Origin of the sequence: Burkholderia sp. 572 (assembly GCF_040545135.1) — a bacterium.
Lineage (GTDB): Bacteria > Pseudomonadota > Gammaproteobacteria > Burkholderiales > Burkholderiaceae > Burkholderia > Burkholderia cepacia.
This window is the reverse complement of sequence record NZ_JBEPLH010000019.1, coordinates 102,851-126,043: the sequence shown is the minus strand read 5'-3', so window position 1 is coordinate 126,043 and position 23,193 is coordinate 102,851. Positions and strand designations below refer to the sequence as shown.

At 65.7% G+C, this 23,193-nt stretch carries 21 protein-coding genes and 3 pseudogenes; 12 read left to right on the top strand and 12 right to left on the bottom strand.

What is annotated here, in order from left to right:
• Positions 1-37 precede the first annotated feature (37 nt).
• From benD to ABIC51_RS30345, 6 genes are all read right to left on the bottom strand, one after another.
• Entirely contained in the window at positions 38-814 is a 777-nt protein-coding gene (gene benD / locus ABIC51_RS30370; RefSeq protein WP_027792561.1) for a benzoate diol dehydrogenase BenD, read from the bottom strand.
• Positions 811-1,833: a benzoate 1,2-dioxygenase electron transfer component BenC gene (gene benC / locus ABIC51_RS30365; RefSeq protein WP_226128984.1), complete on the bottom strand. Its 1,023-nt coding sequence runs from the start codon at positions 1,831-1,833 to the stop codon at positions 811-813. The genes benD and benC overlap by 4 nt, the downstream gene beginning before the upstream one ends.
• Before the next feature lie 39 nt (positions 1,834-1,872).
• On the bottom strand, positions 1,873-2,361 hold the full coding sequence (gene benB, locus ABIC51_RS30360; protein ID WP_027792559.1) for a benzoate 1,2-dioxygenase small subunit: 489 nt from the start codon (positions 2,359-2,361) through the stop codon (positions 1,873-1,875).
• Positions 2,358-3,716, bottom strand: coding sequence for a Rieske 2Fe-2S domain-containing protein (locus ABIC51_RS30355; RefSeq protein ID WP_027792558.1), 1,359 nt, complete (start codon positions 3,714-3,716; stop codon positions 2,358-2,360). The genes benB and ABIC51_RS30355 overlap by 4 nt, the downstream gene beginning before the upstream one ends.
• Before the next feature lie 117 nt (positions 3,717-3,833).
• Complete coding sequence (gene catA, locus ABIC51_RS30350) at positions 3,834-4,778, bottom strand: catechol 1,2-dioxygenase (RefSeq protein WP_027792557.1); 945 nt, start codon at positions 4,776-4,778, stop codon at positions 3,834-3,836.
• A 52-nt stretch (positions 4,779-4,830) separates the two neighbouring features.
• Positions 4,831-5,967 carry a muconate/chloromuconate family cycloisomerase gene (locus ABIC51_RS30345; protein ID WP_059492719.1) on the bottom strand — a complete coding sequence of 379 codons (1,137 nt, stop codon included), beginning with the start codon at positions 5,965-5,967 and terminating at the stop codon, positions 4,831-4,833.
• A gap of 569 nt (positions 5,968-6,536) precedes the next feature.
• Here ABIC51_RS30345 and ABIC51_RS30340 point away from each other — a divergent pair.
• Positions 6,537-7,784 (top strand): PIN domain-containing protein, encoded by a 1,248-nt coding sequence (locus tag ABIC51_RS30340; RefSeq protein WP_175900667.1) that lies wholly within the window; start codon positions 6,537-6,539, stop codon positions 7,782-7,784.
• Positions 7,785-7,992: 208 nt separating this feature from the next.
• On the opposite strand, the gene ABIC51_RS30335 is transcribed toward ABIC51_RS30340, so the two are convergent.
• On the bottom strand, positions 7,993-8,226 hold the full coding sequence (locus ABIC51_RS30335; protein ID WP_009691834.1) for a hypothetical protein: 234 nt from the start codon (positions 8,224-8,226) through the stop codon (positions 7,993-7,995).
• 63 nt (positions 8,227-8,289) lie between these two features.
• On the opposite strand from ABIC51_RS30335, the pseudogene ABIC51_RS40920 reads away from it, so the two are divergent.
• The 4 genes and pseudogenes from ABIC51_RS40920 to ABIC51_RS30320 all read left to right on the top strand — a co-directional run.
• A pseudogene (locus ABIC51_RS40920) lies at positions 8,290-8,397 on the top strand (integrase core domain-containing protein); the annotation flags it as partial.
• An 814-nt stretch (positions 8,398-9,211) separates the two neighbouring features.
• Positions 9,212-10,684, top strand: coding sequence for a benzaldehyde dehydrogenase (locus ABIC51_RS30330; protein WP_175900666.1), 1,473 nt, complete (start codon positions 9,212-9,214; stop codon positions 10,682-10,684).
• Between the two features lie 14 nt (positions 10,685-10,698).
• Positions 10,699-11,826: an NAD(P)-dependent alcohol dehydrogenase gene (locus tag ABIC51_RS30325; protein ID WP_175900663.1), complete on the top strand. Its 1,128-nt coding sequence runs from the start codon at positions 10,699-10,701 to the stop codon at positions 11,824-11,826.
• A gap of 176 nt (positions 11,827-12,002) precedes the next feature.
• A complete protein-coding gene (locus tag ABIC51_RS30320) occupies positions 12,003-13,172 on the top strand; it encodes a helix-turn-helix domain-containing protein (protein WP_226128986.1) in 1,170 nt (389 codons plus the stop codon).
• Between the two features lie 231 nt (positions 13,173-13,403).
• Here the strand turns inward: ABIC51_RS30320 and iaaH are convergent, their stop codons facing one another.
• The 4 genes from iaaH to ABIC51_RS30300 form a co-directional block, all read right to left on the bottom strand.
• On the bottom strand, positions 13,404-14,852 hold the full coding sequence (gene iaaH / locus ABIC51_RS30315) for an indoleacetamide hydrolase (RefSeq protein WP_175900660.1): 1,449 nt from the start codon (positions 14,850-14,852) through the stop codon (positions 13,404-13,406).
• Positions 14,853-14,962: 110 nt separating this feature from the next.
• Positions 14,963-15,676 (bottom strand): helix-turn-helix transcriptional regulator, encoded by a 714-nt coding sequence (locus ABIC51_RS30310; protein WP_175854749.1) that lies wholly within the window; start codon positions 15,674-15,676, stop codon positions 14,963-14,965.
• Positions 15,673-16,107: a hypothetical protein gene (locus ABIC51_RS30305; RefSeq protein ID WP_124535952.1), complete on the bottom strand. Its 435-nt coding sequence runs from the start codon at positions 16,105-16,107 to the stop codon at positions 15,673-15,675. Before ABIC51_RS30305 ends, ABIC51_RS30310 begins: the two co-directional genes overlap by 4 nt.
• 219 nt (positions 16,108-16,326) lie before the next feature.
• Positions 16,327-17,535 carry a sugar transporter gene (locus ABIC51_RS30300; RefSeq protein WP_027792550.1) on the bottom strand — a complete coding sequence of 403 codons (1,209 nt, stop codon included), beginning with the start codon at positions 17,533-17,535 and terminating at the stop codon, positions 16,327-16,329.
• Positions 17,536-17,751: 216 nt separating this feature from the next.
• Between ABIC51_RS30300 and ABIC51_RS30295 the strand changes: the two genes are divergently transcribed.
• From ABIC51_RS30295 to ABIC51_RS30285, 3 genes and pseudogenes are all read left to right on the top strand, one after another.
• Positions 17,752-18,426, top strand: coding sequence for an HAD family hydrolase (locus tag ABIC51_RS30295; RefSeq protein WP_059687748.1), 675 nt, complete (start codon positions 17,752-17,754; stop codon positions 18,424-18,426).
• Between the two features lie 587 nt (positions 18,427-19,013).
• A pseudogene (locus tag ABIC51_RS30290) lies at positions 19,014-20,297 on the top strand (DUF6402 family protein).
• A complete protein-coding gene (locus ABIC51_RS30285) occupies positions 20,273-20,704 on the top strand; it encodes a hypothetical protein (RefSeq protein WP_226129080.1) in 432 nt (143 codons plus the stop codon). The pseudogene ABIC51_RS30290 and the gene ABIC51_RS30285 overlap by 25 nt, the downstream one beginning before the upstream one ends.
• 178 nt (positions 20,705-20,882) lie before the next feature.
• On the opposite strand, the gene ABIC51_RS30280 is transcribed toward ABIC51_RS30285, so the two are convergent.
• Complete coding sequence (locus ABIC51_RS30280; protein ID WP_124545418.1) at positions 20,883-21,125, bottom strand: DUF6566 family protein; 243 nt, start codon at positions 21,123-21,125, stop codon at positions 20,883-20,885.
• A gap of 192 nt (positions 21,126-21,317) precedes the next feature.
• Between ABIC51_RS30280 and ABIC51_RS30275 the strand changes: the two genes are divergently transcribed.
• The 4 genes and pseudogenes from ABIC51_RS30275 (at position 21,318) to ABIC51_RS30260 (ending at position 23,101) form a co-directional block, all read left to right on the top strand.
• Entirely contained in the window at positions 21,318-22,013 is a 696-nt protein-coding gene (locus ABIC51_RS30275; RefSeq protein ID WP_060084532.1) for an MgtC/SapB family protein, read from the top strand.
• Positions 22,010-22,348, top strand: a complete 339-nt coding sequence (locus tag ABIC51_RS30270; RefSeq protein WP_027792546.1) for a hypothetical protein — start codon at positions 22,010-22,012, stop codon at positions 22,346-22,348. The genes ABIC51_RS30275 and ABIC51_RS30270 overlap by 4 nt, the downstream gene beginning before the upstream one ends.
• 37 nt (positions 22,349-22,385) lie before the next feature.
• Positions 22,386-22,584 (top strand): annotated as a pseudogene (locus ABIC51_RS30265) (endonuclease/exonuclease/phosphatase family protein); the annotation flags it as partial.
• Positions 22,585-22,612: 28 nt separating this feature from the next.
• The gene (locus ABIC51_RS30260; RefSeq protein ID WP_060194507.1) at positions 22,613-23,101 is read left to right on the top strand and encodes a phage protein NinX family protein; all 489 of its coding nucleotides are present in this window, start codon (positions 22,613-22,615) and stop codon (positions 23,099-23,101) included.
• Positions 23,102-23,193 lie beyond the last annotated feature (92 nt).

Sequence of the window (23,193 nt, the reverse complement as noted above, 5' to 3'; positions counted from 1 at the left end):
TCCTGAACACGTACCAGGCGGCGCGACGACGCGCGGCTCAACCCGTATCGCCGCCCGCGACCGGCAGCACCGTGCCGGTGATGTAGCTCGCCTCGTCGGATGCGAGGAACAGGATCGGCGCGATCTGCTCGTCGAGGCTGCCGTAGCGTTTGAGATACGTCGATTCCGTGACCTGGCGCACGGCTTCGCCCATCCATGCCTGTTCCTGTTCGCTGTCGCCGGCCGCATTGCGCGGCACGCGGCGCGGCGGTGCGCTGGTGCCGCCCGGTGCGGTGGCCACGACCCGGATGTTGTGTTCCGCATATTCCATCGCGAGCGCCGACGTCAGTGCGTTGACGCCGCCTTTCGCCGCCGAGTACGGCACCCGGCGAATCCCCCGCGTCGCGTTCGACGAGATGTTGACGATCGTGCCGCCGCCGCGCGCGAGCAGGTGCGGCAGCACCGCGTGACACGTATAGAGCGTCGGCATCAGCGAACGGCGGATTTCCGCATCGATCTGCGCCGGCTCGAATTCGGCGAACGGGCGCATGCGGATCGCGCCGCCCACGCCGTTGATCAGGATGTCGATGCCGCCGAACGTCCGCACCGCGTGCGCGATCGCCGCATGCGCCCCTTCGTACGTTTCGAGATCGGCGACGAACCCGGCCGTCTCGCCGCCCGTCGCTTCGGCCGCGACCTCGGCGACGAAATCCGCGCGATCGACGAACAGCACCCTGCCGCCTTCGGCCGCCGCGCGCAGCGCGACGCCGCGGCCGATGCCCTGCGCGGCACCCGTGACGACGATGACCTTGCCTGAGAATCGTTGCATGATCATGCCGCCTTTGCCGTGACGTTGGGGGTGAACTTCTCGTAGTGGAAGCTGTTCGGCTTCACGCCTTCGTCGTCGAAATACTTGCGCACCGCGTCGACCATCGGCGGCGGCCCGCACAGATACACGTCGACGTCGCCGTCGTTCAGCGCATCGGCCGGGATGTGCTGCGTGACCCAGCCCTTGCGCGGATGGCTCGACGCCGCGTCGGCCACGACCGTCGCGAAGCTGAAGTTCGGCAGCTTCGCCGCATACGCCTCGATCGCATCGACGAGCACGAGGTCGAGATCGCGCGTCACGCCGTAGATCAGGTGCACCTTCTGCTGCGAGCCGCTGCGCGCGAGCACCTCGAGCATCGACAGGAACGGCGCGAGCCCCGTGCCGCCCGCGAGGAACAGCAGCGGCCGCTGCACGTCGCGCAGGTAGAAGCTGCCGAGCGGCCCGTGCAGTTCCAGCGTGTCGCCGGGCTGCGCCGATTCGAGCCACGTGCTCATCACGCCGCCGGGAATCTTCTTGATCAGGAAACTCACCTTCGCGTCGGCCGGCGCCGACGAGAACGAATACGAACGGTGCTGGCCGCTCGCCGGCACGTCGATGTTCACGTACTGGCCCGGCAGGAACACCGGCGCGGCCGTGCCGACGTCGAGTTCGAGCGCGACGGCCGCGTCGTTGTGCTGCTCGACCTTCGTCACCGTGGCCGCGAACCCGCTCTGGCCCGTCTTGCACGCGACCGACGACGTCGGCACCGCGATCACGCAATCGCTTTGCGGCACCATCTGGCAGGTCAGCACGAGGCCGCCATCCTTTTCGTCTTCGGTGAGCGCGTCGTCGATGTAGTCGTCGCCGAGATCGTAGCGGCCGCTTTCGGCGCGGCACTTGCAGGTGCCGCACACGCCGTCGGAGCAATCCATCGGCAGGTTGATCTTCGCGCGGAAGGCCGCGTCGAGAACCTTCTCTCCGGCCTTGCAGTCGATGAAGCGGGTTACCCCGTCCTCGAAGTTCAATGCAATCTTGTAGCTGGACATGGTGTCACCTCCACTTCCTTTCATGACAAAACAACAGCGTCAGACGTGATAGACGTCGAGCACCTGCCGGATGTAGTCGTTCTTCAGCACGATCTTCTTGTACGAGATCAGCAGCTCATCGCCCGCCTTGCGCAACGTGACGAACATCGTGCCGAAGAAGTGATCGGTCACGCGGTAGCGGTGGTTCAGCGTGTGAAAGTTGTAGCGCACGTCCACTTCGTTCTCGCGTTCGGCCAGCACCTCGACGTTCGTCACGTTGTGGCTGGTGCGCGGCTCGGGCGTCGATGCGCCGCTGCGCTCGGTCTTGATCCGGAACACGCGATCCTCGAGGCCGCCGCGGTCCGCGTAATACATCAGCGAGATCTGGCTTTGCGGATCGTCGGTCGGCCGGTCATCGTCGTCCCACGCGGGCATCCAGTACGTGACGTCCTCCGTGTAGCAGGTCAGCCACTCGTCCCACTGGCGATCGTCGAGCAGGCGCGCTTCGCGATACAGCGCAGCGCAGACAGTCCGGTAATCGAAGCTCATGCTGCCACCTCCCCGCGTTCCTTCTTCAGCGCATCGCGCATCACGTTCACCCAGTGTTCGTGCTGGCACACGAACAGCCCTTCGTCCTCGCTGCGCTCGCCGGAAATGCGCGGGTTCAGCCCCATCTTCCTCGCGTTCTCGTCCGGGCCGTCGACCCACAGCGGCGCGCCGCGCGACAGGTCGTTCCACATCGCCGTGATGCCCGCATAACCGGCCTGGCACGCGCGAAACTCCTCGAGATCGTCGGCGGTGCCCATGCCCGTCACGTTGAAGAAATCCTCGTACTGGCGGATGCGGGTCGTGCGGTCGGCCTCGCTCTCGCCCTTCGGCGCGAAGCAGAAGATGCTGACCTCGGTCTTGTCGACGCCGAGCGGCCGCACCACGCGGATCTGCGTGCTGAACTGGTCCATCAGGAACACGTTCGGGTACACGCACAGGTTGCGCGTCTGGTTGACGATGAAGTCGGCCTGCACGTCGCCGACGCGCGCCTTGATTTCATCGCGATGCTGGTACACGGGCCGCACTTCCGGGTTCATCGTCTGCGTCCACAGCAGGATGTGGCCGTTGTCGAAGCCGTACACGCCGGCGACCGACTTGCTCCAGCTGTTCGCGTCGACGGCCTTGGTGCCGTCTTCCTTGCGGCGGCCCATCGTCGCCGCGTAGTTCCAGTGCACGGTGCTGACGTGGTAGCCGTCGCAGCCGTTCTCCATCTGCATCTTCCAGTTGCCTTCGTAGATGTAGGACGAGTTGCCGCGCAGCACCTCGAGCCCGTTCGGCGCCTGGTCGACGATCTGGTCGATGATCACGCGCGCCTCGCCGAGGTAGTCCTCGAGCGGCAGCACGTCGGCGCTGAGGCTGCCGAACAGGAAGCCGCGATAGTTCGCGAAGCGCGCCACCTTCTTCAGGTCGTGCGAACCGTGCGTGTTGAACTGCACCGGGTATTCCGTCGTCTTCTCGTCCTTCACCTTCAGCAGCTTGCCGGTGTTCGAGAACGTCCAGCCGTGGAACGGGCACGTGAAGCTGCCCTTGTTGCCGTGCTTGCGGCGGCACAGCATCGCGCCCTTGTGCGCGCAGGCATTGATGACCGCGTGCAGCTCGCCGGTCTTGTCGCGCGTGATCACGATCGGCTGGCGGCCGATCCACGTCGTGTAGTAATCGTTGTTGTCGGGAATCTGGCTTTCGTGCGCCAGGTACACCCAGTTGCTTTCGAAGATGTGCTTCATCTCGAGCTCGTACAGCTCGGCGTTCGTGAAGATGTCGCGGCGGCAGCGGAATACGCCGGCCTCCTTGTCGTCCTGCACGGCGGTGGCGAGCAGGTGATCCAGGTCGGTGGCTTGGTCGATCGTGGCGGACATGATGGCTCCTCCCATGCGCGTGCCGCGTCCTGCAAGCACGCTCGCATCGGTAATCGGTTGAATCTCGCGGGAACCCGGCCGGCGGCGGCGCCTGCGCGCCGCCCTGCCGTCGGGCGGTTAGGCCGTGGCGGAAGCGCGCAGGCGTTCGACGATCTGGTTGTCCTTGCCCTCGACGCGCGGCGTCAGGACGAAGTTGAACTCGATGTCCTGGTACGCATCGGCCTTCAGGCCGAGCGCGGCGCCGCCGGTCTTGCCGGTGACGGGCGGGATCAGCTCCTCGCGGGTCGCATACGCGAAGTCATCCCAGATCAGCGGGTCGCCGTCGATGTTGAACTGGGTCGTCAGCTTGCGGTGGCCGTCGCTGGTCACGAAGAAGTGCACGTGCGCCGGGCGGTTGCCATGGCGGCCGAGGCTGTCCAGCAGCTGCTGCGTCGCGCCCTGCGGCGGGCAGCCGTAGCCGACCGGCATCAGCGTGCGGAATTCGTACTTGCCGTCGGCGCCCGTCTTCACCGCGCCGCGCAGGTTGAAGTCGCTCTGCTTGCCGGTCGGGTCGAAGTGCGAGTAGAAGCCGTGCGAGTTCGCATGCCAGCACTCGACCACCGCGCCGGCCACCGGCTTGCCGTCGACACCGGTGACCGTGCCGTGGATCACGAGCGGGCCCGCGCCGTCGTCCGCATCGAGGTCGATCTTCGCGACGCCGTCGCGCACCGGCGCGCCCGCGACATACAGCGGCCCCTCGATCGTGCGCGGCGTGCCGCCGTCGAGGCCGAGCGCTTCGTCCTCGGCGTCCATCCGGATGTCGAGAAACTTCTCGAGGCCGAGGCCGGCCGCGAGCAGCGCCGCTTCGCCGTCCTGGCCGAGCTTGTTCAGGTAGTTCACGCCGGCCCACACTTCGTCGGGCGTGATGTCGAGATCGTCGATCGCCTTGAACAGGTCGCCGAGCAGCCGCAGCACGACCTGCTGCGTGCGCGCGTTGCCGCCCTTCGTGTTGTCCGCGCCCGCGTTCGACGCGGCCTTCAGCAGATCCTGCACTTCCCGTGTTTCGAAAACTTTGACGCTCATGATGGTGTCTCCACGTGTATTTGGGGGGAATGACGGCTGTGCCTGACTCGGGCTACCGCGCGACGCGGGTGAGTCCGTCGCGGGTGAAACGCCTGACCTTGTCCTCGTCGAGTTCGATGCCGAGACCGGGGCCGTCCGGCACGGTCAGTTCGAAGTCGCTGTAATCGAGCGGCTGCGTCAGGATCTCTTCGGTGATCAGCAGCGGCCCGAACAGTTCGGTGCCCCACTGCAGGTTCGCGAAACTCGCGAACAGGTGCGCGGACGCCACCGTGCTGAACGCGCCTTCGAGCATCGTGCCGCCGTACAGCTCGATGCCGGCCGCGTCCGCGATCGCGGCCACGCGCTGCGCGGCAAACAGGCCGCCGCTCTGTTCGATCTTGATCGCGAACACGTCCGCGCCGTGATGCTTCGCGATCTCGAACGCGCTGTCGGGGCCCTGCAGGATTTCGTCGGCCATCAGCGCGACCGGGAAGCGGCGCATCAGGCGCGCCAGCGCCGCGGCCGAGGCCACCGGCTGCTCGACCAGTTCGCAGCCGGCATCGGCCAGCGCCGGAATCGCGCGCGCGGCCTGCGTTTCGCTCCACGCCATGTTCACGTCGACGCGCACCGATGCGCGATCGCCGACGGCCTTCTTGATCTCGGCCACGTGCCGGATATCCGTCTCGGGCGCCTTTGCGCCGATCTTCAGCTTGAACACGTTGTGGCGGCGCTGGTCGAGCATGCGCTCGGCTTCGGCGATGTCGGTGGCCGTGTCGCCCGACGCGAGCGTCCACGCGACCGGCAGGCGATCGCGCCGGCGCCCGCCGAGCAGCTCGCTCACCGGCACGCCGAGCCGCTTGCCGTGCGCGTCGAGCAGCGCGGTTTCGAGCGCGCTTTTCGCGAAGTGATTGACCTTCGCGAGCTTGCCGAGGAACGCCATCAGCGTCTGGATGCGCGTCGCATCCTTGCCGACGATCGCCGGCGCGAGGTACGCGTCGATCGCGAGCTTCATCGCTTCGGGGCTCTCCGGGCCGTAGGCCATGCCGGCGATCGTCGTGCCTTCGCCGAGGCCCGTCACACCGTCGCTGCAGAACACCTTCACGAGCATCAGCGTCTGGCCGTGCATCGTGGCCACCGACAGCTTGTGCGGGCGGATCGTCGGCAGGTCGACGAGGCGGGTTTCGATACGTTCGATGGTGACGGAGGACATGGGGCACGCCGTGGGGGTGAAGTTCTTGAGGCGATTTATACGTCCCGGCCAGATGGAGCGTCCAATACTTTTAGGCGGGATTTTTGATACCTGGCAGGTATTGAATTCACGCTCATCACGCTGAATACAGCGGTGCGCCATACCTGTTTTGGCTAGGTATGCTGGCTGAGAGGCTTGATGGGGCGCGGTCGTGCGGGTGCGGGGTACGGTTTGGACGGGGGCGCACTGCGGCGGCTTGCGGCGGCGGGAAAACGGCCTGAAACCGGCGGCCTGCCGAGTCGATCAGGGTTTTCCTGACGGGAAAAATGGTGGGGCTGGCCGTCCGGGCTTCAGCTTCGGCGTCGGTTTCCGCGAACAACCGGAAGGAATTGGGTTGGCGGGTGTCGACGTTCGTTGTCGATGTCCGTTGTTCATCAGAGGCTGACGGGCGCTGTCGGCCAGGAGCGGTCATTCGAGGCCATTGGATAGATCGTCGACAATTCTAGGCAACAAAATTCCGTTGAAATTGAAGACGCCTCACAACCGAGGGCCGTGGCAATATCACAAAAAACATCGCGGGGGAGTTGGTCATGGCAATGCACTTGTTCATCGATACGAACATCTATCTCAGTTTCTATCATCACTCCAAGGACGACCTTGAGAGTTTGGAGGAGTTGATGATCGAGATCGTGGACAAACATATCGTGCTTCACCTCCCACAGCAGGTATCTGAGGAGATTGAGCGCAACCGTGATGTGAAGCTGAACACCGCCGTCAACGAGTTTAAGAAGATCTCGCTTAATGTAGCTATCCCGCGCCATATGCTATCGATGGCGACGGCCGAGACCTATGCAACGGCGATCGCGGATGCCAAGCAAGCCCGCGACCACCTCATTGCGCAGGCCACGGCTAAGGCGCGCCTCCTCGAGCTCGACGTGGACGTCTGGCTGAGTTTCCTATACAGCCTCGCCAAGCGTCACGAACACGATGACGCAATTTTTGCGCGAGGCAAGGTGCGTGCTGAAAGAGGCAATCCTCCGGGGAAAAACGGTAGCTTGGGTGATCAATACAACTGGGAAATGCTGCTGGAGAAGTTGCCCGACACAGATCTCTATATTGTCTCTAGAGATGGCGACTACATGTCTGCGTTCGAAGGGAGCGACAGCGCTGTCTATCCGAACGCATTCCTGAAGCGCGAATGGGCAACGCGCAAAGGCGGAAAGGCTCTATACGTCTTTGAGACGATCAAGGGTGTCCTTGACCACTACACAAAGATCCTTGCGAAGGCCGAAGCTCCTAAGGAAGCGGATGCAAAAGAGAAGGCGGGGGCCCAAGGGCCAAAGAAGGCGAAAGACCAAACGGAAGCGCACGGTACCGCCGCAGTCAAAGCAACGTCCGAATTGGGTGACATCCAGAGCAGCGACATGTCGAAGGTTTTAAAGATCCACTTCGGATCACAGGATGAATTCAAGTCGGAGCTTTCGAAAGAGCAGAATGATGAAAAAGAGGCAGCGATCAAGGAGCTCGAAATGAGCCCCAACTTTGCGACTACTCATGCCGTCATCAAGGAGCTTCAGAAGTTTGACGGCCACTTTTCGACAGATGAGGTGAATGCGCTATTTAAGACGGCCGTCACGAACAATCAGGTTGGGTGGATCATCGAAGACGACGATGTGAACAAGTTCTACCTTGGCTTGGTATCCAGCCACACCGCCGACGCCGACTCGGATTTGGTAGATGCCATCATTCAGAAGCTCAAGCTCTCGACGGATCAGGAGAGTTCCGGTGACGGCCCGCAGTCCGATGACAGTACTTGGGCCGACCTCTTGAAGCCCTGAGCCGCAATCGAGCGTGTTCATCGATTCAGAGCCAGTGCTGCGCAATTTGAACGTCTGCGTCGGGATGCATTGAAGGACCGCTTCGGGTCGATCTGCGCCGGTCATGCGTCACAGACCGGCGGCCGGCCGCCGTCGGCGATGGATTCAAGCGGCCGTTCGACACAGCTTTTTAGATCGTCGACAATCGGTGCAGATAAGGGCGTAGCCTTTAGCGGTTACCGTCGATCAGATCGTTCAGCAGCGCATCGAACGCGGCCTGTGCGTCTTCAAGTTCCTGCAGGGCGGCATCAAAGGTTTGCAGCGCGAACGGCGATGGCTCGCCGCTGCCTTGCGGCGGAAATTGCTTCTGCATCGAGGCGAACGTACTCTGCACGCGCAGCGTGGCGGCCACCATGCGCTCCATCGCCTGGGTTTCTTCGGCTCGGGCCTGTTCCGGACTCATTCCTCTCTCCTTGGATGGTTTTCTTGAAGATCAGATCGTACACGCTGTGTCCGTTCTTGCCGCCCTTGGCAGAACGACTCCGCTGAAGGTTCCAACGGCACGCTGCGGGAGAAGCGATTTAATCGGGAAGGAATCCGCAGTCGCGCCGAGGCCAAGATACTCATCGGGCGTGGCTGCAAAATCCCGCCGCAGGTCACTATTAGTAAAATCAAATCTCGATGGTTATAGACATGAACCGCAATAGAACGCGCACGGCCGTGTGTTTGCTCGCGCTCTTATTCTTGTCAAAGGTTGGAGCGCAAGGCGTGAGGACCGAGCCGTTGCCTTGGCACCGACGCCATCAAGTACTTGCCTACGGTAGCTGTGGATGTGCCGATAGTTGCTGGGTCGCGACGTTAAGCGATACCCAGACTCATGCAAAGGTGGCAACCTTACGCTGCGATTGCGCGGAAGTATTTTTTTCCAAGAATGACGGGAAGGAACAGGTATACGCACGGACCTGTGCGGCCTTTGAGGGCAATGACAAGTTTGGCCGTATTGTCCAAACCATGGAAGCTTTAACGCGCTAGCACCGGGATAGGCACCGCTATGCGGTGCAACGTTCGTGGCGAATGCTTCGAATGTCCGTTTTGCGCAAACACGACCCCCTTGCGGGTCACCAACTACCGCTCCGACGAAGCGTGAGCTCAGGTGTCTTCCCACAGGTTTGCGCGCCGAGCCTTCAGACGCAGCGCACGTCGCACTACACCTGCCATAACCTGCCATAACCTGCCGAATCCCCCAGACGGCGTGCGGCACCAATCCGCACGACGACTGTTCAGTTTCCGCACACAAATTCGCAGACGCCCCCCATTTCACGCGCCCTCCGCGGGTGGGAAGAAACCCGGATAGCCCCGCTTCGCCGCGCCCGCCTACCCTCGCGCGCATGCCGGTCGGGACGATGCAAGGCCCGATCCGGCGGGTCGGAATTTCCTCAGGAGCGTACATGGATAGCAGCAGCAACACGGCACTGTTCGACGCCGACATCTGGCACGGCAAGACTTTCAACGGACGCTGGCACGCCAGCCCGCACGCGGCCGACGTGATCGAACCCGCGACCGGCAACACGCTCGGCCGCCTCGGCCTCGCGGACGGCGCAGCGGTGGCCGAAGCGTCAGCCGCCGCGCACCGAGCGCAGCCCGCGTGGTTCGGCCTGCCGTACGACGAGCGCGCGGCGGTCCTGCGCCGCGCGGCCGCCGTCGCGGAAACTCACTTCGATGCGATCGTCGACTGGCTCGTGCGCGAAAGCGGCTCGACGCGCGCGAAGGCGTCGTTCGAAACGTCGGTCACGATCAAGGCGCTGCACGAAGCAGCCGGGCTGCCGTCGCGCGCGGCCGGCGAAGTGCTGCCGTCGGCGGCCGGCCGGCTGTCGCTCGCGCGCCGCCGCCCTCGAGGCGTGGTCGGGGTGATCTCGCCGTTCAACTTCCCGCTGTACCTCGCGATGCGCGCGGTCGCGCCCGCGCTCGCGCTCGGTAACGCGGTCGTGCTGAAGCCCGATCCGCGTACCGCCGTGTGCGGCGGCGTCGCGATCGCCCGCGTGTTCGAGCTCGCCGGCCTGCCGGAAGGCGTGCTGCACGTGCTGCCCGGCGACGGCGCGGCCGGCGCCGCACTGGTTGCCGATCCGCACATCGCGATGATCCAGTTCACCGGTTCCACCGCGGCCGGGCGCAAGGTCGGCGAAGCGGCCGGCCGCCACCTGAAGAAGGTGTCGCTCGAGCTCGGCGGCAAGAACTCGCTGATCGTGCTCGACGACGCCGACCTCGAGCGCGCCGTCGCCAATACCGCGTGGGGGGCGTATCTGCATCAAGGCCAGATCTGCATGGCGACCGGCCGCGTGCTCGTGCAGCGCGGCATTCACGACCGCTTCGTCGCGAAGCTCGTCGAGAAGGCGCGAAGCCTGCGCGTCGGCGATCCCGCGAGCGCGGACGTCGGCCTCGGGCCGCTGATCAATGCCGCACAGCTCGACCATGCGGCGAGCCTGGTGGACGCGGCCCGTCGCGCGGGCGCGCGCGTCGAGACGGGCGGCGGCCATCGCGACCTGTTCTTCGAGCCGACCGTGCTGAGCGGCGTCGCGCCGGGCAACCCGGCGTTCGACGAGGAGATTTTCGGGCCGGTCGCGGTCGTCGTGCCGTTCGATACGGACGAGGACGCCATCGCGCTCGCGAACCGCACCGAATACGGGCTGTCGACGGCGATCCTGTCCGCCGACGTCGGCCGGGCGCTCCGGGTCGGCGAGCGCCTGAACACCGGGCTGCTCCACATCAACGACCAGACGGTCAACGACGAAGTGATCAACCCGTTCGGCGGCGTCGGCGCATCGGGCAACGGTTCGAGCATCGGCGGCGCGGCAAACTGGGAGGAGTTCACGCAGTGGCAGTGGCTGACGATCAAGGGTGAAGCGCCGCTGTATCCGATTTGACAAGGAGACCGAACATGTACACGGAAAACGATTCCCGCGTCGTCACCGCGGCCGTCGCGCGCGCGGCCGGAGCGCCCTTCTCGATCGAATCCGCCCGCCTGCGCGCGCCGCGCGGCGACGAGGTGCGGGTGCGCGTCGTCGCGACGGGCCTGTGCCACACCGACCTGATCGTGCGCGACCAGTACTATCCGGTGCCGCTGCCGGCCGTGCTCGGTCACGAGGGCGCCGGCGTGGTCGAGGCGGTCGGCCCGAACGTGAAGACGCTCGCCGTGGGCGATCACGTAGTGCTCACCTACGGCGCGTGCGGCCACTGCCCGTCCTGTGTCGGCGGCCACGGCGCGTATTGCCGGCACTTCTTCGGGCTGAATTTCGGCGGCGCCGACGCCGACGGACAGACCGCGATCCGCGACGAACACGGGCAGCCGCTGCACGATCATTTCTTCGCGCAGTCGTCGTTCGCCAGCTATGCGCTCGCGCGCGAGAACAACGCGATCAAGGTGCCGCCGGAAGCCCCGCTCGAACTGCTCGGGCCGCTCGGCTGCGGGATCCAGACCGGCGCCGGCGCGGTGATCAATTCACTCGCCGTACGTGCCGGCAGCAGTTTCGCAAGCTTCGGCGCGGGCGCGGTCGGCATGAGCGCCGTGATGGCCGCGCGCGTCGCCGGCGCGACGACCATCATCGCCGTCGACATCGTGCCGTCGCGGCTCGCGCTGGCGCTGGAGCTGGGCGCAACGCATACGATCAACAGCAAGGAAGTCGATGTCGTCGACGCGATCCGCCAGATCACCGGCGGCGGGGTCGACTACGCGCTCGAATCGACCGGGCTGCCCGCCGTGCTGTCGCAGGGAATCGAAGCGCTCGGCTCGCGCGGCACGATAGGCGTGGTCGGCGCGCCGAAGCTCGGGACGAAGGCGGAATTCGACGTCAACAACCTGCTGCTCGGCGGCCGTTCGATCCGCGGCATCGTCGAAGGCGACAGCGTGCCGCAGACGTTCATTCCTCAGCTCGTCCAGCTGCATCTCCAGGGGCGGTTTCCGTTCGACCGGCTGGTGAAGTTCTATCCGCTCGAACAGATCAACCAGGCCGCGGAGGACAGCAGCAGCGGCATCACGCTCAAGCCGATCCTGCGTTTGCCGCATTGAGCGGCGACACGCCCCCGGTCGCGGGGTAAATCGCGACCGGGGGCGCGCATGGGCCTCGTACGGCGGCGTAGCCGCCGCGAAAATACCGCGCCGCGGGCGCCGGGCTATATTACGCATTCGCGCGACACGCGGACCGGCACGTCCGGCCCGAACCTTCGACCCAACTGGAGCGCAGCGTGAATACAGCCCCCGATTCCCCTGCACGGCCGGTCGACCTCGACCGGCTCCGCGCCCGCTTCGCGGCGGGCGAACCGCTGCCGGAAACGGCGTTGCCGGCTGGCGTCGCGCGCTCGTGGCTGCGTTCGCGCGACGCCGGGCTCCGGCCGTGGCAAACCGCCCGCTACGAAATGCAGCGCGAACTCGACGAATCGCGCGCGGACCGCCGGCTGACCCGCTGCGTCGCGCAGGAAATCGAGCAGCTGTGGGCCGCGTTCGGCGGCAGCGAGTGGACGATCTTCTGCGTCAATCCGCGCGGCACGATCATCCACGCGCGGCGCAGCCCGCATTGCGACGACACGCTGCTGACGCCGATCGTCGCCGGGCGCCGGATCGTCGAGCCGAACATCGGCACGACCGCGCCGAGCTGCGTGATTCACGACGGCACCGAGGCGGTCGTCGCGGGCGCCCAGCACTATCTCGACGAATTCTCGCGCGTGTTCTGTCTCGCGGTGCCGCTGGTCGGTTTCGACGGGGAAGTGATCGGCGCGCTGGACATCACCGGCGTCGGCCGGCGCAACGTCGTGCAGTTGCGCGAGCAGTTCCGGCATGCGGCACTGTCCGCCGAGCAGCGGCTGTATGCGATGCTGCGCGACTGCCATCTGCTGCAGGTGCAGTACGATCCGCGCTGGCTCGGCACACCGCTCGCGGGCGTCGTCGCACTCGACGCGGCAGGCCGCGTGCGCGCGGCGAGCCGGCTCGCGCGGCAGATGCTCGAGCTCGCGCCTGCCGGGCCGATCGAACCACACGATCTCCGGCAACTCTTTCCCGGCGCGACGCCCGCGCAGCAGCGTCGTTTGCTGACACCGGCGCGTACGCCGCAGCGGATCGCGCGCGACGACGGCAGCCACGTCTGGGTACGGGCCGTGCGCGCACCGCTCGACCGGGCGACGATGAGGCGGCAATCCGATGCGCTGGACGACGCCGCCGACGTGTGCGGCACCGCACCGGCCGCCAGCCCGCAGGCGAGCCTGCACGAGCAGTCGCTCGACGCGATCCGCCGGGCGGTCGACGAGCACGACGGCAATGTGTCGGCCGCCGCGCGGCAACTGGGCATCTCGCGCACCACGCTGTACGCGAAGCTCAGGCAGCTCGATGCGGCGGGAATCACGAACGCCGGCGCGCATTGATACTGCGTGCGGCGGTGGCGCCTGCGCCCCCGCCCGCCTCTCGTGCGGCCGCGACGTGAACCACGCGATCCCGACCGCGCCGCCCCCACCGCCCAAGGTGCCGATCCACGGCCGTTCGGCGTCACGGGAATCCGCCGGTCGTGCATGACGAAGCCGGCTTCGCGGCGAGCGCCGCCGGCTTCGGCGATTCAGCCGCCGCCCCGTCCGCGTCCCCGGCGCGGCGACATGGCATCAGCCCGGATAACCGCCCAACCTGCCCTCGACCCCGAACCCGTCGTCCGGCGCCGGCAGTCGCCCGAGCACCCGCTCGACCTCCAGCGCGACCGCGATGAGTTCGCGATCGGTGCCGGCCGCGCCGTCCAGTGCGAGGCCGACCGGCAGCCCCTCCGCCGTCAGGCCGGCCGGGACGGTCATGCCCGGCACGCCGGCATTGCTGCCCGGCTCGGTATTGCGGATGTAGGTCGAGAACACCGAAGCGGTTTCGCCGTTGAGCATCATCGTGTCGCCCGCCGGGATCGGGCACGCGGTGGCGATCGTCGTCGGAAAGACCAGCGCGTCGGCGCCGCTGTCGGCGAGGCACTGCCGATACGCGGCACGCGAACGCGTACGCCGGTCGAGCGCGGTGCGGTAGGCCGCTTCGCCGATCCCGTCGGGGCCGGTGACATGGCGGGCGATCCTCGCGACGTCCGGGCTCCCCACGTTCGCGACGATGTCGTCGACCGACAGGTCGTAGCCGTTCTCGACCAGGTACGCGTGCATCGACGAACGGAACTCGTACATCGCGATGACGGCCGGCTCGTCGTCGAAGAACCCCGGATAGTCGTTCAGGTCGAGGTCGACACATTCGAATCCCGCCTGCTCCAGCTTCGCCACCGCGGCATTCGCGACCGCGTCGACGTCCGGCGCGAGGCCGCGCCAGAACGTCGTGCGCGGGACGGCCAGGCGCACGGGGCGCGACGCGCTGCGTGCCGGCATCGACGTCGGCGCGCCGGTGCCGGACAGGATCGCGTCGAGCAGCGCGATGTCCTCGACCGACCGCGCGATCGGGCCGACGGTGTCGCGCGTGCGCGAGATCGGCGCCACGCCGCCCGACGGGTAGCGCCCCACGGTCGGCCGCAGGCCGACGGCGCCGCACAGCGCGGCCGGAATCCGGACCGAGCCGCCGGTGTCCGTTCCGAGCGCGGCGGGCACCACGCCCGCGCCGACCAGCGCGCCCGAGCCGCTGCTGCTGCCGCCCGGAATCCGGTTGAAATCGTACGGGTTGCGTACCGCGCCCGTGACGCGGTTGTTGCCCGACACGCCGAATGCCAGCTCGTGCAGGTTGGCCTTGCCCGCGATCAGCGCCCCGTGCGCGAGCAGCCGCGCCACGACCGGCGCGTGCTGCGGCGGCACGCGGTTGTGCAGCGCCAGCGTGCCGTTGCCGGTCGGCAGGCAGGCGGTGTCGATGTTGTCCTTGATCGCGATCGGCAGGCCCAGCAGCGCGTGCGGGGTGGCCGACGTCGCGAGGTCGCGGTCGCAGCGGGCCGCTTCGGCGAGCAGCCGCGCCTCGTCGACGCACGTGAAACCGTTCAGGTAGCGCCAGCGTGCGTGCCGCTCGATCAGCGCGTACGCGTACTCGACACAGGAAAACGCCCGGCGCAGGATCGCGTTCCGGGCTTCGGTGAGCGTCAGGGTTTCCATGGTGGCCATCGTCGTCGTTCCTCGTCACGGGGGATCGCTACAAGGTAGGGTGTGCCGATTTTGACGGCCATCATCACAATGGATGACCCCGGCCGACGGCGTGCCGCCGGTCACGCCAGCGCGGCGGCCAGGCTCGCGCGGTTGGCGACGCCCTTCTTCGCCATCACGCGCCGCAGATGCGTGCGGACCGTCGACAGCCCGATGCCGAGCGTGCGCGCGACGTCCTTGTCGGTATAACCGGCGGCGACGAGCCGCGCGACGTCGCTCTCGCGTTCGGTCAGCCCCGCGCACGCGTGGCGCCGCCGCAGCAGCGCGCGCCGGAAAAACGGCTCGATGCCGTTCAGCAGCAGCTTGTCGCGCTCGGTGAAATCCGGCCGCCCTTGCGCGCGCCAGATGCGCAGGTCGCCGACGTGCGTCGCGCCGTCGAGCGCATAGACGTTGATGCCGTGATGCATGCCTTCGCGGCGCAGGAAATCGTTGTAGAACTCGGTTCGTTCCAGCTCGCGCCGGCTCACCACCTCGTCGACGCAGGTCGCGACGCGGCGCGCGCGCAGTTGCGACGTGACCGGGTCGATATGCTGGAACCACGCTTCGTACCGTGCGATCTGCAGCGGATCGACGTTGTACGCGAACCCGTTGCGCCACAGGCCGGTGTGTTCGTCGCAATCGAACGACGCGGCGAAATCCGCGCGGATCAGTTGCGTGATCGCGGGCAGCACGACCGTCCGTACGTCGACGACCGGCCCCAGTTCTTCCAGGCGGGCGACGATGTCGCCGAACAGCCGGAGCTCCTCCGGCGTGATGTCGGAGACGGACAGGTTCATGACGCCGCCGCGACCGACGCCTGCCATAACGCGGCCACGCCGGCGTAATCCCTGACCTTGAACGCCGAGCCGTCGCGGACGTGAACCCAGCCGAGCGTACGCTCGGCGAGCGGCTTGTCGTGGTCGTCCGTCGCGATCTTGACGATCGCATGCGCGCGGACATGCACGAGACCGTCCGGATAGTCGGACGACGGGTTTGCCAGCGTCACCGTCACGAACGGGCCGAGATCCTGAAGGAGCCGGGCGGCCGGCGGCTGGTCGGCCATCAGCAATGCACCTCCCTTCACGCGGTCGTCCACGCGGATGGCCATGCCGCCCGGCCGCCGCTGCGCGGCGGTCGGCAGCGACATCCACAGCACGTGGCCGGGGTTCAGATAGACCTCGTCGGGGTCGCCCATCGCGTCGCGGGTTTCAATCCGGGCTATCGGCATGCAGGGTCTCCAGTCGAATATCGGGCACCGCGTGCGGGTGCGGCGGCACCATGATGCCGCAATTTGCCGGTGTTTCGCGTGTCTTGCGACGAAGGGCGCGGCCACCCGTGGCAGGGCAACCGCGCCACGCGCACGCGACTTGCCGCCTTGCCTGCGCGCCGTCGGTTCGCCCATCCCTGTTCGTGCGGAAAGCAAATGCCCCGGGCCGGGCCGCCGTCGCTACCCGCCGGTGGCCGCTGTCGGCTCCGCGTCCGCCCGTTTCGCGTGAAGTCGCAACGCGAGCCACGCGATCCCGACCGCGACCGCGCCGACCACGCCGCCAAAGGTGCCGACCCACGGCAGCCCGAAGTCGCCGGCGATATGGTTGCCGATCAGCGCGCCCGCGCCGATGCCGACGTTGTACAGCCCCGAGAAGATCGACACCGCGAGGTCGGTTCCCTCCGGCGCCAGCTTCAGCACCCACGCCTGCATGGCCAGGCCGAAACAGACGATCGCCCCGCCCCACACCAGCGTATGCACGGACAGCGTGACGATGTTCAGCGCGCACGGGAACAGGATCAGCAGGCATCCCGCGAGCGCGACGATCGACCCGAGCAGGAAGTCGTCGGGACGGTGCGGATAGATGCGGTTGAAGCAGATCGCCGCCGGTATGCCGGCGATGCCGAACAGGATCAGCACATACGTGATCCGGCTGCTGCTCGCGTGGTTGACGCTCTGGACGAAGGGCTCGATGTACGTGTACGACGTGAAGTGCGCGGACACGACGAGCACGGTGATCGCGTACAGCGCCACCAGCGCGGGCCTGCGCAGGAACACGCCGACGCTGCCGAGCGACCCCGCGCCCTGGCTCGGCGATACCGGCAACGTGGCGCGCAGCAGCAGCAACGCGACGGCCGCCGCGCCGGCGATGATCAGGAACGTGACCCGCCAGCCGAACGTCTCGCCCACCACGCGCCCGAGCGGAATGCCGGCCACCATCGCGATCGCCGTGCCCATCGCCAGAAGGCTGAGCGCACGGCTTTTCCGGTCGCTCGGCGCGAGGCGCACGGCCAGCGGCACGGAAATCGACCAGAACACCGCGTGCGCGCACGCGATGCCCAGCCGGCCGACCATCAGCACCGCGAAGTTCCACGCGACGCCGGTCACGACATGGCTGCCGATGAACACCAGCAACGCCACCGACAGCAGCTTGCGGCGCTCGACATGGCGCGTGGCCAGCGTCAGCGGCAGGGACACGACGGCCACCGCCCACGCATAGATCGTCAGCATCAGGCCGACGTCGGTCGCCTGCATGTGCAGGCTGTCGCCGATCGCGCTGAGCAGCGCGACGGGCACGAATTCGGTGGTATTGAAAATGAAGGCGGTGAGGGCCAGGGCCAGTACGCCCCACCACGAGTGCCTGGAACTGACTGCGTCCGGTGTTGCCATACGTGGATTCGACGAGACGAGGGTTGGGGGCGCGCGGCGCGGAGAACCCGGCCCGGCGATCGCCGCGATTGTACCAGCGGCGCCTGACGCGGCGCGGCGCGGGGTGGCCGCGGGACATGGTCATGACATGGCCTTGCGCCGATAATGTGCGGCACGCTTTCACGACCCGTTCGCTCGACCTTTGTCCGCTCGCCCCCGGCGAGCCAGGAGATTCACATGCGCATTGAAACGTCATTTCTGTTCGATCTCGACGGCACGCTCGTCGACAGCGTCTATCAGCACGTGCTCGCGTGGAAGGAGGCGCTCGATGCCGAAGGCATCGAACTGTCGGTGTGGCGCATCCACCGCAAGATCGGCATGAGCGGCGGCCTGTTCCTGAATCAGCTGCTGCGGGAGACGTCGGGCAACCTCGACGCCGAGCGCGTCGAGCGCCTTGCCCGCCTGCATGCGGCCGCGTACCAGCGGCTGCGCGCGCAGGTCCGGCCGCTGCCCGGCGCGCGCGAATTGCTCGCCGCGCTGTCGGCGGCGGGCATCCGCTGGGCGATCGCGACCAGCGGACGAATGGAAACGGCCGCCATCAATCTCGAGGCGCTCGGCGTCGATCCGGCGAAGCAGGTCGTGGTCACGCGCGACCAGGTCAAGTACGCGAAGCCCGACCCCGACCTGTTCCTGACGGCCGCCGCGCAACTGAACGTGCCGATCGAACACACGGTCGTGGTCGGCGACAGCATCTGGGACATGCTCGCCGCGAGCCGCTGCCGCTCGCTCGGCGTCGGGCTGCTGTCGGGCGGTTACGGCAGCGACGAGCTGGAACGCGCGGGCGCGCTGCGCGTGTACGACGATCCGGCCGATCTGCTGTGGCATCTCGACGAGATCGCGGCGCGGCCGTAGGCGTCGGCCGGCCTGTCGGCGCTGACAACGGGGCTACACGACGGGCGGTGCAGCAATTGCGCACAATTGTCCGGCATTCACGTCGGGCTTCGCGGTAGGCACAAAGAGCGTGATGCGTACAACGTCAGGATCAACGCTCACTGCGAGCGACGCCTGCGCGTTTTTGCCAACAAATAATGACCACACGCGAATATCTGTGAAACCGTGAATTTCACGCATGCGAGAAACATAATTAGCGATTCGCGAGTAGACGCGATTATTTAATTCGCCGATCTATTACAAGATCACTTCCCCTGACATCAGTGGCCGCGATTCCGCATCCCGGTAGACTAGACGAGTTTCGATGAACGAATAGGCGTTGCCGACACGCTGACAGGAGCCGCCTGCATCTATCAGCAAGTCAAAGCGGAAACGCTGAGGCAGCAGGAATGCGCTGCCGTTCGTCTCCTGCGAGGGCTGTCCGTTTCTTTACGCCGGTCTAGTACGCAGGATGATGTGACAGTTGTTTTCATTTTTTTCCGCTCGATTTTTTGGGGTATGGATTAATTCTTTCCCCGTCTATTTCAAAGATCACTATCAGAAGCCCTATGCCGGACGTAAAGAAAGTGCCGCATTATGAAATCAAGACATCATCGATCCCATTCTCATTGCCGAAGTGGAAGGAATACGCTGGCGTCAGCGGGTGTGTTCCCTTGAATACACCGCACGGGGTTTGCATGGACAAGCTTGCTCCGGGTGAACCCAAGCCCCTCAAGCCTCCCGAGTCCAAACCAGCAAAACCCGAGGCGCTGAAAGCGCCTGATCCAGCAACGACGCCTCCACCCACGCAAGCATCGCCTCGCAAGTCGTCCGAGCCAGCCGACGCCGAAGATTGCGAGCATCCCCCTCCCTTCGACCTGCTGGATGTTCCTGAGGCGATGAAACGAATGAAGTGGCCTGTTGCGGCCAGGCTCGCCAGACGATGGTTCAGTGGCCCCAAGCACGTTTGGGACAACAGCTTCAAAACGGACCAGCCGTTTGACAATGCCACCGTCACCCTTGACTGGGCCCTCAAGTTTGGGAAAGTCAAAAAGCGGTATGACGAGCTTATCTCGAAAAATATCTACAATGAAAATGCCAGAGCAAGGTTGAGAGATATGCTGCGGCATGTGGTGAAAGAAAAATTCGCATCTTCGGTAGCTTTCGATTTTCAGACGGTCGGTGACAAAGATAATCTCGTCGAATTTTGCAGAAAATGGCAATTTCAGCTCGTTAACGTGTCCAGCTTCGACACGACAGGAGGTCTCCCGTATGCACCGACAGATTTGACGGCTGCTCTGGCGAACTTCAACATCTATGCCGCCATTGGGCGTGCGTAGTTTTCCGGAGACAGATATTACAAATACGATAATCATGAAAAAACCAAATCCTACTGCATCGACTTGACCGCATCCATAACACATATCTATGCGTACATAAAAGATAGCTATTCCTTCAATGACGAGAAGTCGCCATCAAGTAGCCAGTACCTGGGACACTGGAATAAGAATGCCATGGTTATTACGAACGGAGGAAGAATCAGGGAGCTTCTGTATCGAGGCGGCGTCAATTCGAATCTTGGCAACTCCATCGAGGTTGAGTCGAAGATCAAATGGAAGTATCTGATCGATGATTTCCTGGATAAACCGATCGACACGCGAAAAGGTCTAGTCAAGAAATTCAGGTCGTGTGATGTGTACTATCCTGTTTTCAACAAAACCTACAACGACTGGCGAATCAAGCATAATCGCGGAGAGGATTTTGTGATATATTCCGAATTACGATATCTTAAATTGACAAATCCCATTAAATTAAGCCTGGGTGAAATATGCAGGTCACCAGAAAAAATTTAATCGTGATCGCGCTCGTTTTGACGCTGGCGATTCTGTCTCTTACATTGCGGAAATCATACGAGGGTTGCGAAAGCTATACTCGGGCTCTTAACGGAGGAACGAAAGAGTTCGGTGGCGAGAAATACAAAATCGAGCTATGTGGGGCACGTCGCTCGTTTGGCGACGGCGACGAAATTCGGCTCCAAGTGATAGGGCCGGCAGGGGATGTGCTGGCGGAGCGGTATTTCGCGGTGCGCACGATTAACGATGCGGCCCCTCGGGAACTAGAGTACGGCGACGACAATATTTTCTACTACGACCAATCGAAGTCGTCTCCGTTGCGCTTCGTCGCCATGCCGCCTTCCAGGATGGACGGGTGGACGGCGCGAATACCTTTGCTGCAACGACTGATCGCGTCATTTTCATGACGAGCAGCATGCGATCGTCAGGACTCGCGTCGATCCAGCAGCGCTGCAAGGACGACCGCACGTCTCGATCGGGGTCGTAGCGGTAAACATAAAGGGCGCGCGCGGATCGCTCACCGGTTCCTTCCACGCGGGCCGCGCATGCAACGATGAACACCCGTCACCGCAACCGCCAAGCCGGTCAGTCGTCATCCACGCGCTTGTCGATCAGGTACCGACCCCGCTCGACGCCCGCGCGCAGCGCGTCGACCTCGGTCAGCCATTCGGGGCCGGGCGGCTCCGGCACGGTCAGCTCGATGCGCGCGCCGCCGACATACACCTGCACCTCGTCGCGCCACGCGCCGCGTTCGTCGCGCCGGGCCCAGACGAGGATTTCGTGACCGCGATACGGGTCGCGAACCTGTGCGTCCTGTTGATGTTGCATGGTGGCCTCCTGTCCTTATCTGCGATTCCGATGCAAAAAATGCGCGCCGCGTGACCACCGCGCGCGCGGCGAACCTTGTGCGCACGCGCCGTGCCCGGCCGGCACGCGGCTTGCGTCCCGTTACGTATCGACCGGTATCGACAGTCTTGACCGCTCCGGGCCGCCTCGCGCGGGCCGCAAGGATTTCCCATCATGATCGGCCACCTCGAACTTCTCGGACGCCTGCTGCTGGCCGCGCTGCTCGGCAGCGTGATAGGGCTCGAACGCGAACGCCTGAACTGGGCCGCCGGGCTGCGCACGCACATGCTCGTGTGCGTGGGCTCCGCGCTCGTGATGCTGGTGTCGACGTTCGGCTTCGAAGACGTGCGCGGGCAAAACGGCGTTGTGCTCGACCCGTCGCGGGTCGCCGCGCAGGTGGTGTCCGGCATCGGCTTTCTCGGCGCGGGCTCGATCCTGCTGCGCGGCGAAGTCGTGCGCGGGCTGACGACCGCCGCGAGCCTGTGGGCAGTGGCCGGTGTCGGCCTTGCCGCGGGCGGCGGCATGGTGGTTGCGTCGGTCGGCGCGACGGCGATCGTGCTCGCGATCCTCGCGGGCGTGAAGCCGCTCGAGCGCCGCTTCATCGCGCAGCGCCAGCAACGCACGCTGCAGCTCGTGGTCGAGCGCGGCGGCCTGACGCTCGGCACGCTGCACGAAGCGCTCGGCCCCGGCCGGGTGCGCGTGAAGCGGTTCATCGTCCAGCAGTCGGACGACAATCCCGACACCGACGACATTTCGGTTTCGTTCTCGCGCACCAGCGGACCGGAATTCGCCGCCATCTGCGAAACGCTGCAAAGCATCGCCTGCGTACGGACCTGTCAACCCGATACCGCGTCAAGGAGCTTCGCGTGACCCGCGCCGACCTGCTCTCCCATCTCGTGTCGTGCCAGCTGGCCGCGCGCATGCGGTCCGGCGCATGGCTCTCGACCCGCCAGCTCGTGGACGCGCTGCGCGCATGGCTCGCCTGCCATCGCGCCGAATGCGGATGGCTCGAGCGAATCAAGATCGCGGACGCCTCGACGACGATCGCGCAAGGCATCTACGCCATCGCGGTCGCGCACGGCGATCCGGCCGGCGGCGAACGCGTGCGGCTCGATGCGGATTCGCCCGAACTGCAGGCGCTGCGCGCACGCTGCGACGCGCTGCTGCAGCATATCGACGGCGACCGGGACGTCGACGCGCGATGATCGTTCGGGATCGCGCGACACTCGCCACGCGCCGACGCGACGGCCGACGGCGCCCCGCACGTTCCCGGCCGTGTGCCCCGGTGTTCTCGCTGGCCCCGATCCGGGCCCATCCGGGCGAGCTGCCGGCCGACGTGGCCGTGCATCGCAGCGTGCGCGCGCGGCATGCGTCCGACCACTATCCGCCGGTCGCGCGAATGCGCGTGACGCCCGCGGCGGGCACGTCGCTTGCGCGGTGAGCCGGTTTCGACCGGACGGAGCCCACCCATGCGAACCGACGCCCTCGACGGACAGGCACTCGACTACTGGTGCGCCCGCGCACTGTGCGTGGACGACGAAGACACGCTGCGCTTCACCGCCGTCACGCCGACCGTCGTCGTGACGGCCGCCTGTGACGCGTTCCGGCACCTCGATGCCCCGTTCACGCCATCGACATCGTGGGCCGACGCCGGCACGGTACTCGACCGCGTCGACGATCTGCGGATCACCCGCCACGGCGACGACGTCGAATGCGACGCCACCTTCGCCGACGGCCCGTCGACCTGCGGCGCGCACGCCCGCGATGCCCGCGTGGCGCTGCTGCGCGCGTTCGTGCGCGCGCGCTTCGGCGACGAGATCGACCCGCCGCCGCCGTTCGCGCACCGGATCGAACACGGCGCCGTGGTGCGCTACGACCCCGGCGCGCCGCTGCCCGACGCGGACGACGATCGCGGCACGGGCGACAGCACGGATATCCGCTCGATACCGCGCATGTAAGTGCATGCATGTACCCGGCGTTCATGTAAAAACGACAGTCCCGGCACCGGCCGGCTTCCCGCACACGCCTTGCCCGGCGGGACACCGCCAGG

What these genes read in the sequence shown, in the direction of transcription:
- iaaH (WP_175900660.1), bottom strand. Translation starts at nt 14,852, where the DNA reads ATGGAAACCCTGACGCTCACCGAAGCCCGGAACGCGATCCTGCGCCGG.
- ABIC51_RS30280 (WP_124545418.1), bottom strand. Translation starts at nt 21,125, where the DNA reads ATGCAACATCAACAGGACGCACAGGTTCGCGACCCGTATCGCGGTCAC.
- ABIC51_RS30300 (WP_027792550.1), bottom strand. Translation starts at nt 17,535, where the DNA reads ATGGCAACACCGGACGCAGTCAGTTCCAGGCACTCGTGGTGGGGCGTA.
- ABIC51_RS30275 (WP_060084532.1), top strand. Translation starts at nt 21,318, where the DNA reads ATGATCGGCCACCTCGAACTTCTCGGACGCCTGCTGCTGGCCGCGCTG.
- ABIC51_RS30305 (WP_124535952.1), bottom strand. Translation starts at nt 16,107, where the DNA reads ATGCCGATAGCCCGGATTGAAACCCGCGACGCGATGGGCGACCCCGAC.
- ABIC51_RS30260 (WP_060194507.1), top strand. Translation starts at nt 22,613, where the DNA reads ATGCGAACCGACGCCCTCGACGGACAGGCACTCGACTACTGGTGCGCC.
- ABIC51_RS30325 (WP_175900663.1), top strand. Translation starts at nt 10,699, where the DNA reads ATGTACACGGAAAACGATTCCCGCGTCGTCACCGCGGCCGTCGCGCGC.
- benD (WP_027792561.1), bottom strand. Translation starts at nt 814, where the DNA reads ATGATCATGCAACGATTCTCAGGCAAGGTCATCGTCGTCACGGGTGCC.
- benB (WP_027792559.1), bottom strand. Translation starts at nt 2,361, where the DNA reads ATGAGCTTCGATTACCGGACTGTCTGCGCTGCGCTGTATCGCGAAGCG.
- catA (WP_027792557.1), bottom strand. Translation starts at nt 4,778, where the DNA reads ATGAGCGTCAAAGTTTTCGAAACACGGGAAGTGCAGGATCTGCTGAAG.
- ABIC51_RS30285 (WP_226129080.1), top strand. Translation starts at nt 20,273, where the DNA reads ATGCAGGTCACCAGAAAAAATTTAATCGTGATCGCGCTCGTTTTGACG.
- ABIC51_RS30355 (WP_027792558.1), bottom strand. Translation starts at nt 3,716, where the DNA reads ATGTCCGCCACGATCGACCAAGCCACCGACCTGGATCACCTGCTCGCC.
- ABIC51_RS30330 (WP_175900666.1), top strand. Translation starts at nt 9,212, where the DNA reads ATGGATAGCAGCAGCAACACGGCACTGTTCGACGCCGACATCTGGCAC.
- ABIC51_RS30340 (WP_175900667.1), top strand. Translation starts at nt 6,537, where the DNA reads ATGGCAATGCACTTGTTCATCGATACGAACATCTATCTCAGTTTCTAT.
- ABIC51_RS30295 (WP_059687748.1), top strand. Translation starts at nt 17,752, where the DNA reads ATGCGCATTGAAACGTCATTTCTGTTCGATCTCGACGGCACGCTCGTC.
- ABIC51_RS30310 (WP_175854749.1), bottom strand. Translation starts at nt 15,676, where the DNA reads ATGAACCTGTCCGTCTCCGACATCACGCCGGAGGAGCTCCGGCTGTTC.
- ABIC51_RS30345 (WP_059492719.1), bottom strand. Translation starts at nt 5,967, where the DNA reads ATGTCCTCCGTCACCATCGAACGTATCGAAACCCGCCTCGTCGACCTG.
- ABIC51_RS30335 (WP_009691834.1), bottom strand. Translation starts at nt 8,226, where the DNA reads ATGAGTCCGGAACAGGCCCGAGCCGAAGAAACCCAGGCGATGGAGCGC.
- benC (WP_226128984.1), bottom strand. Translation starts at nt 1,833, where the DNA reads ATGTCCAGCTACAAGATTGCATTGAACTTCGAGGACGGGGTAACCCGC.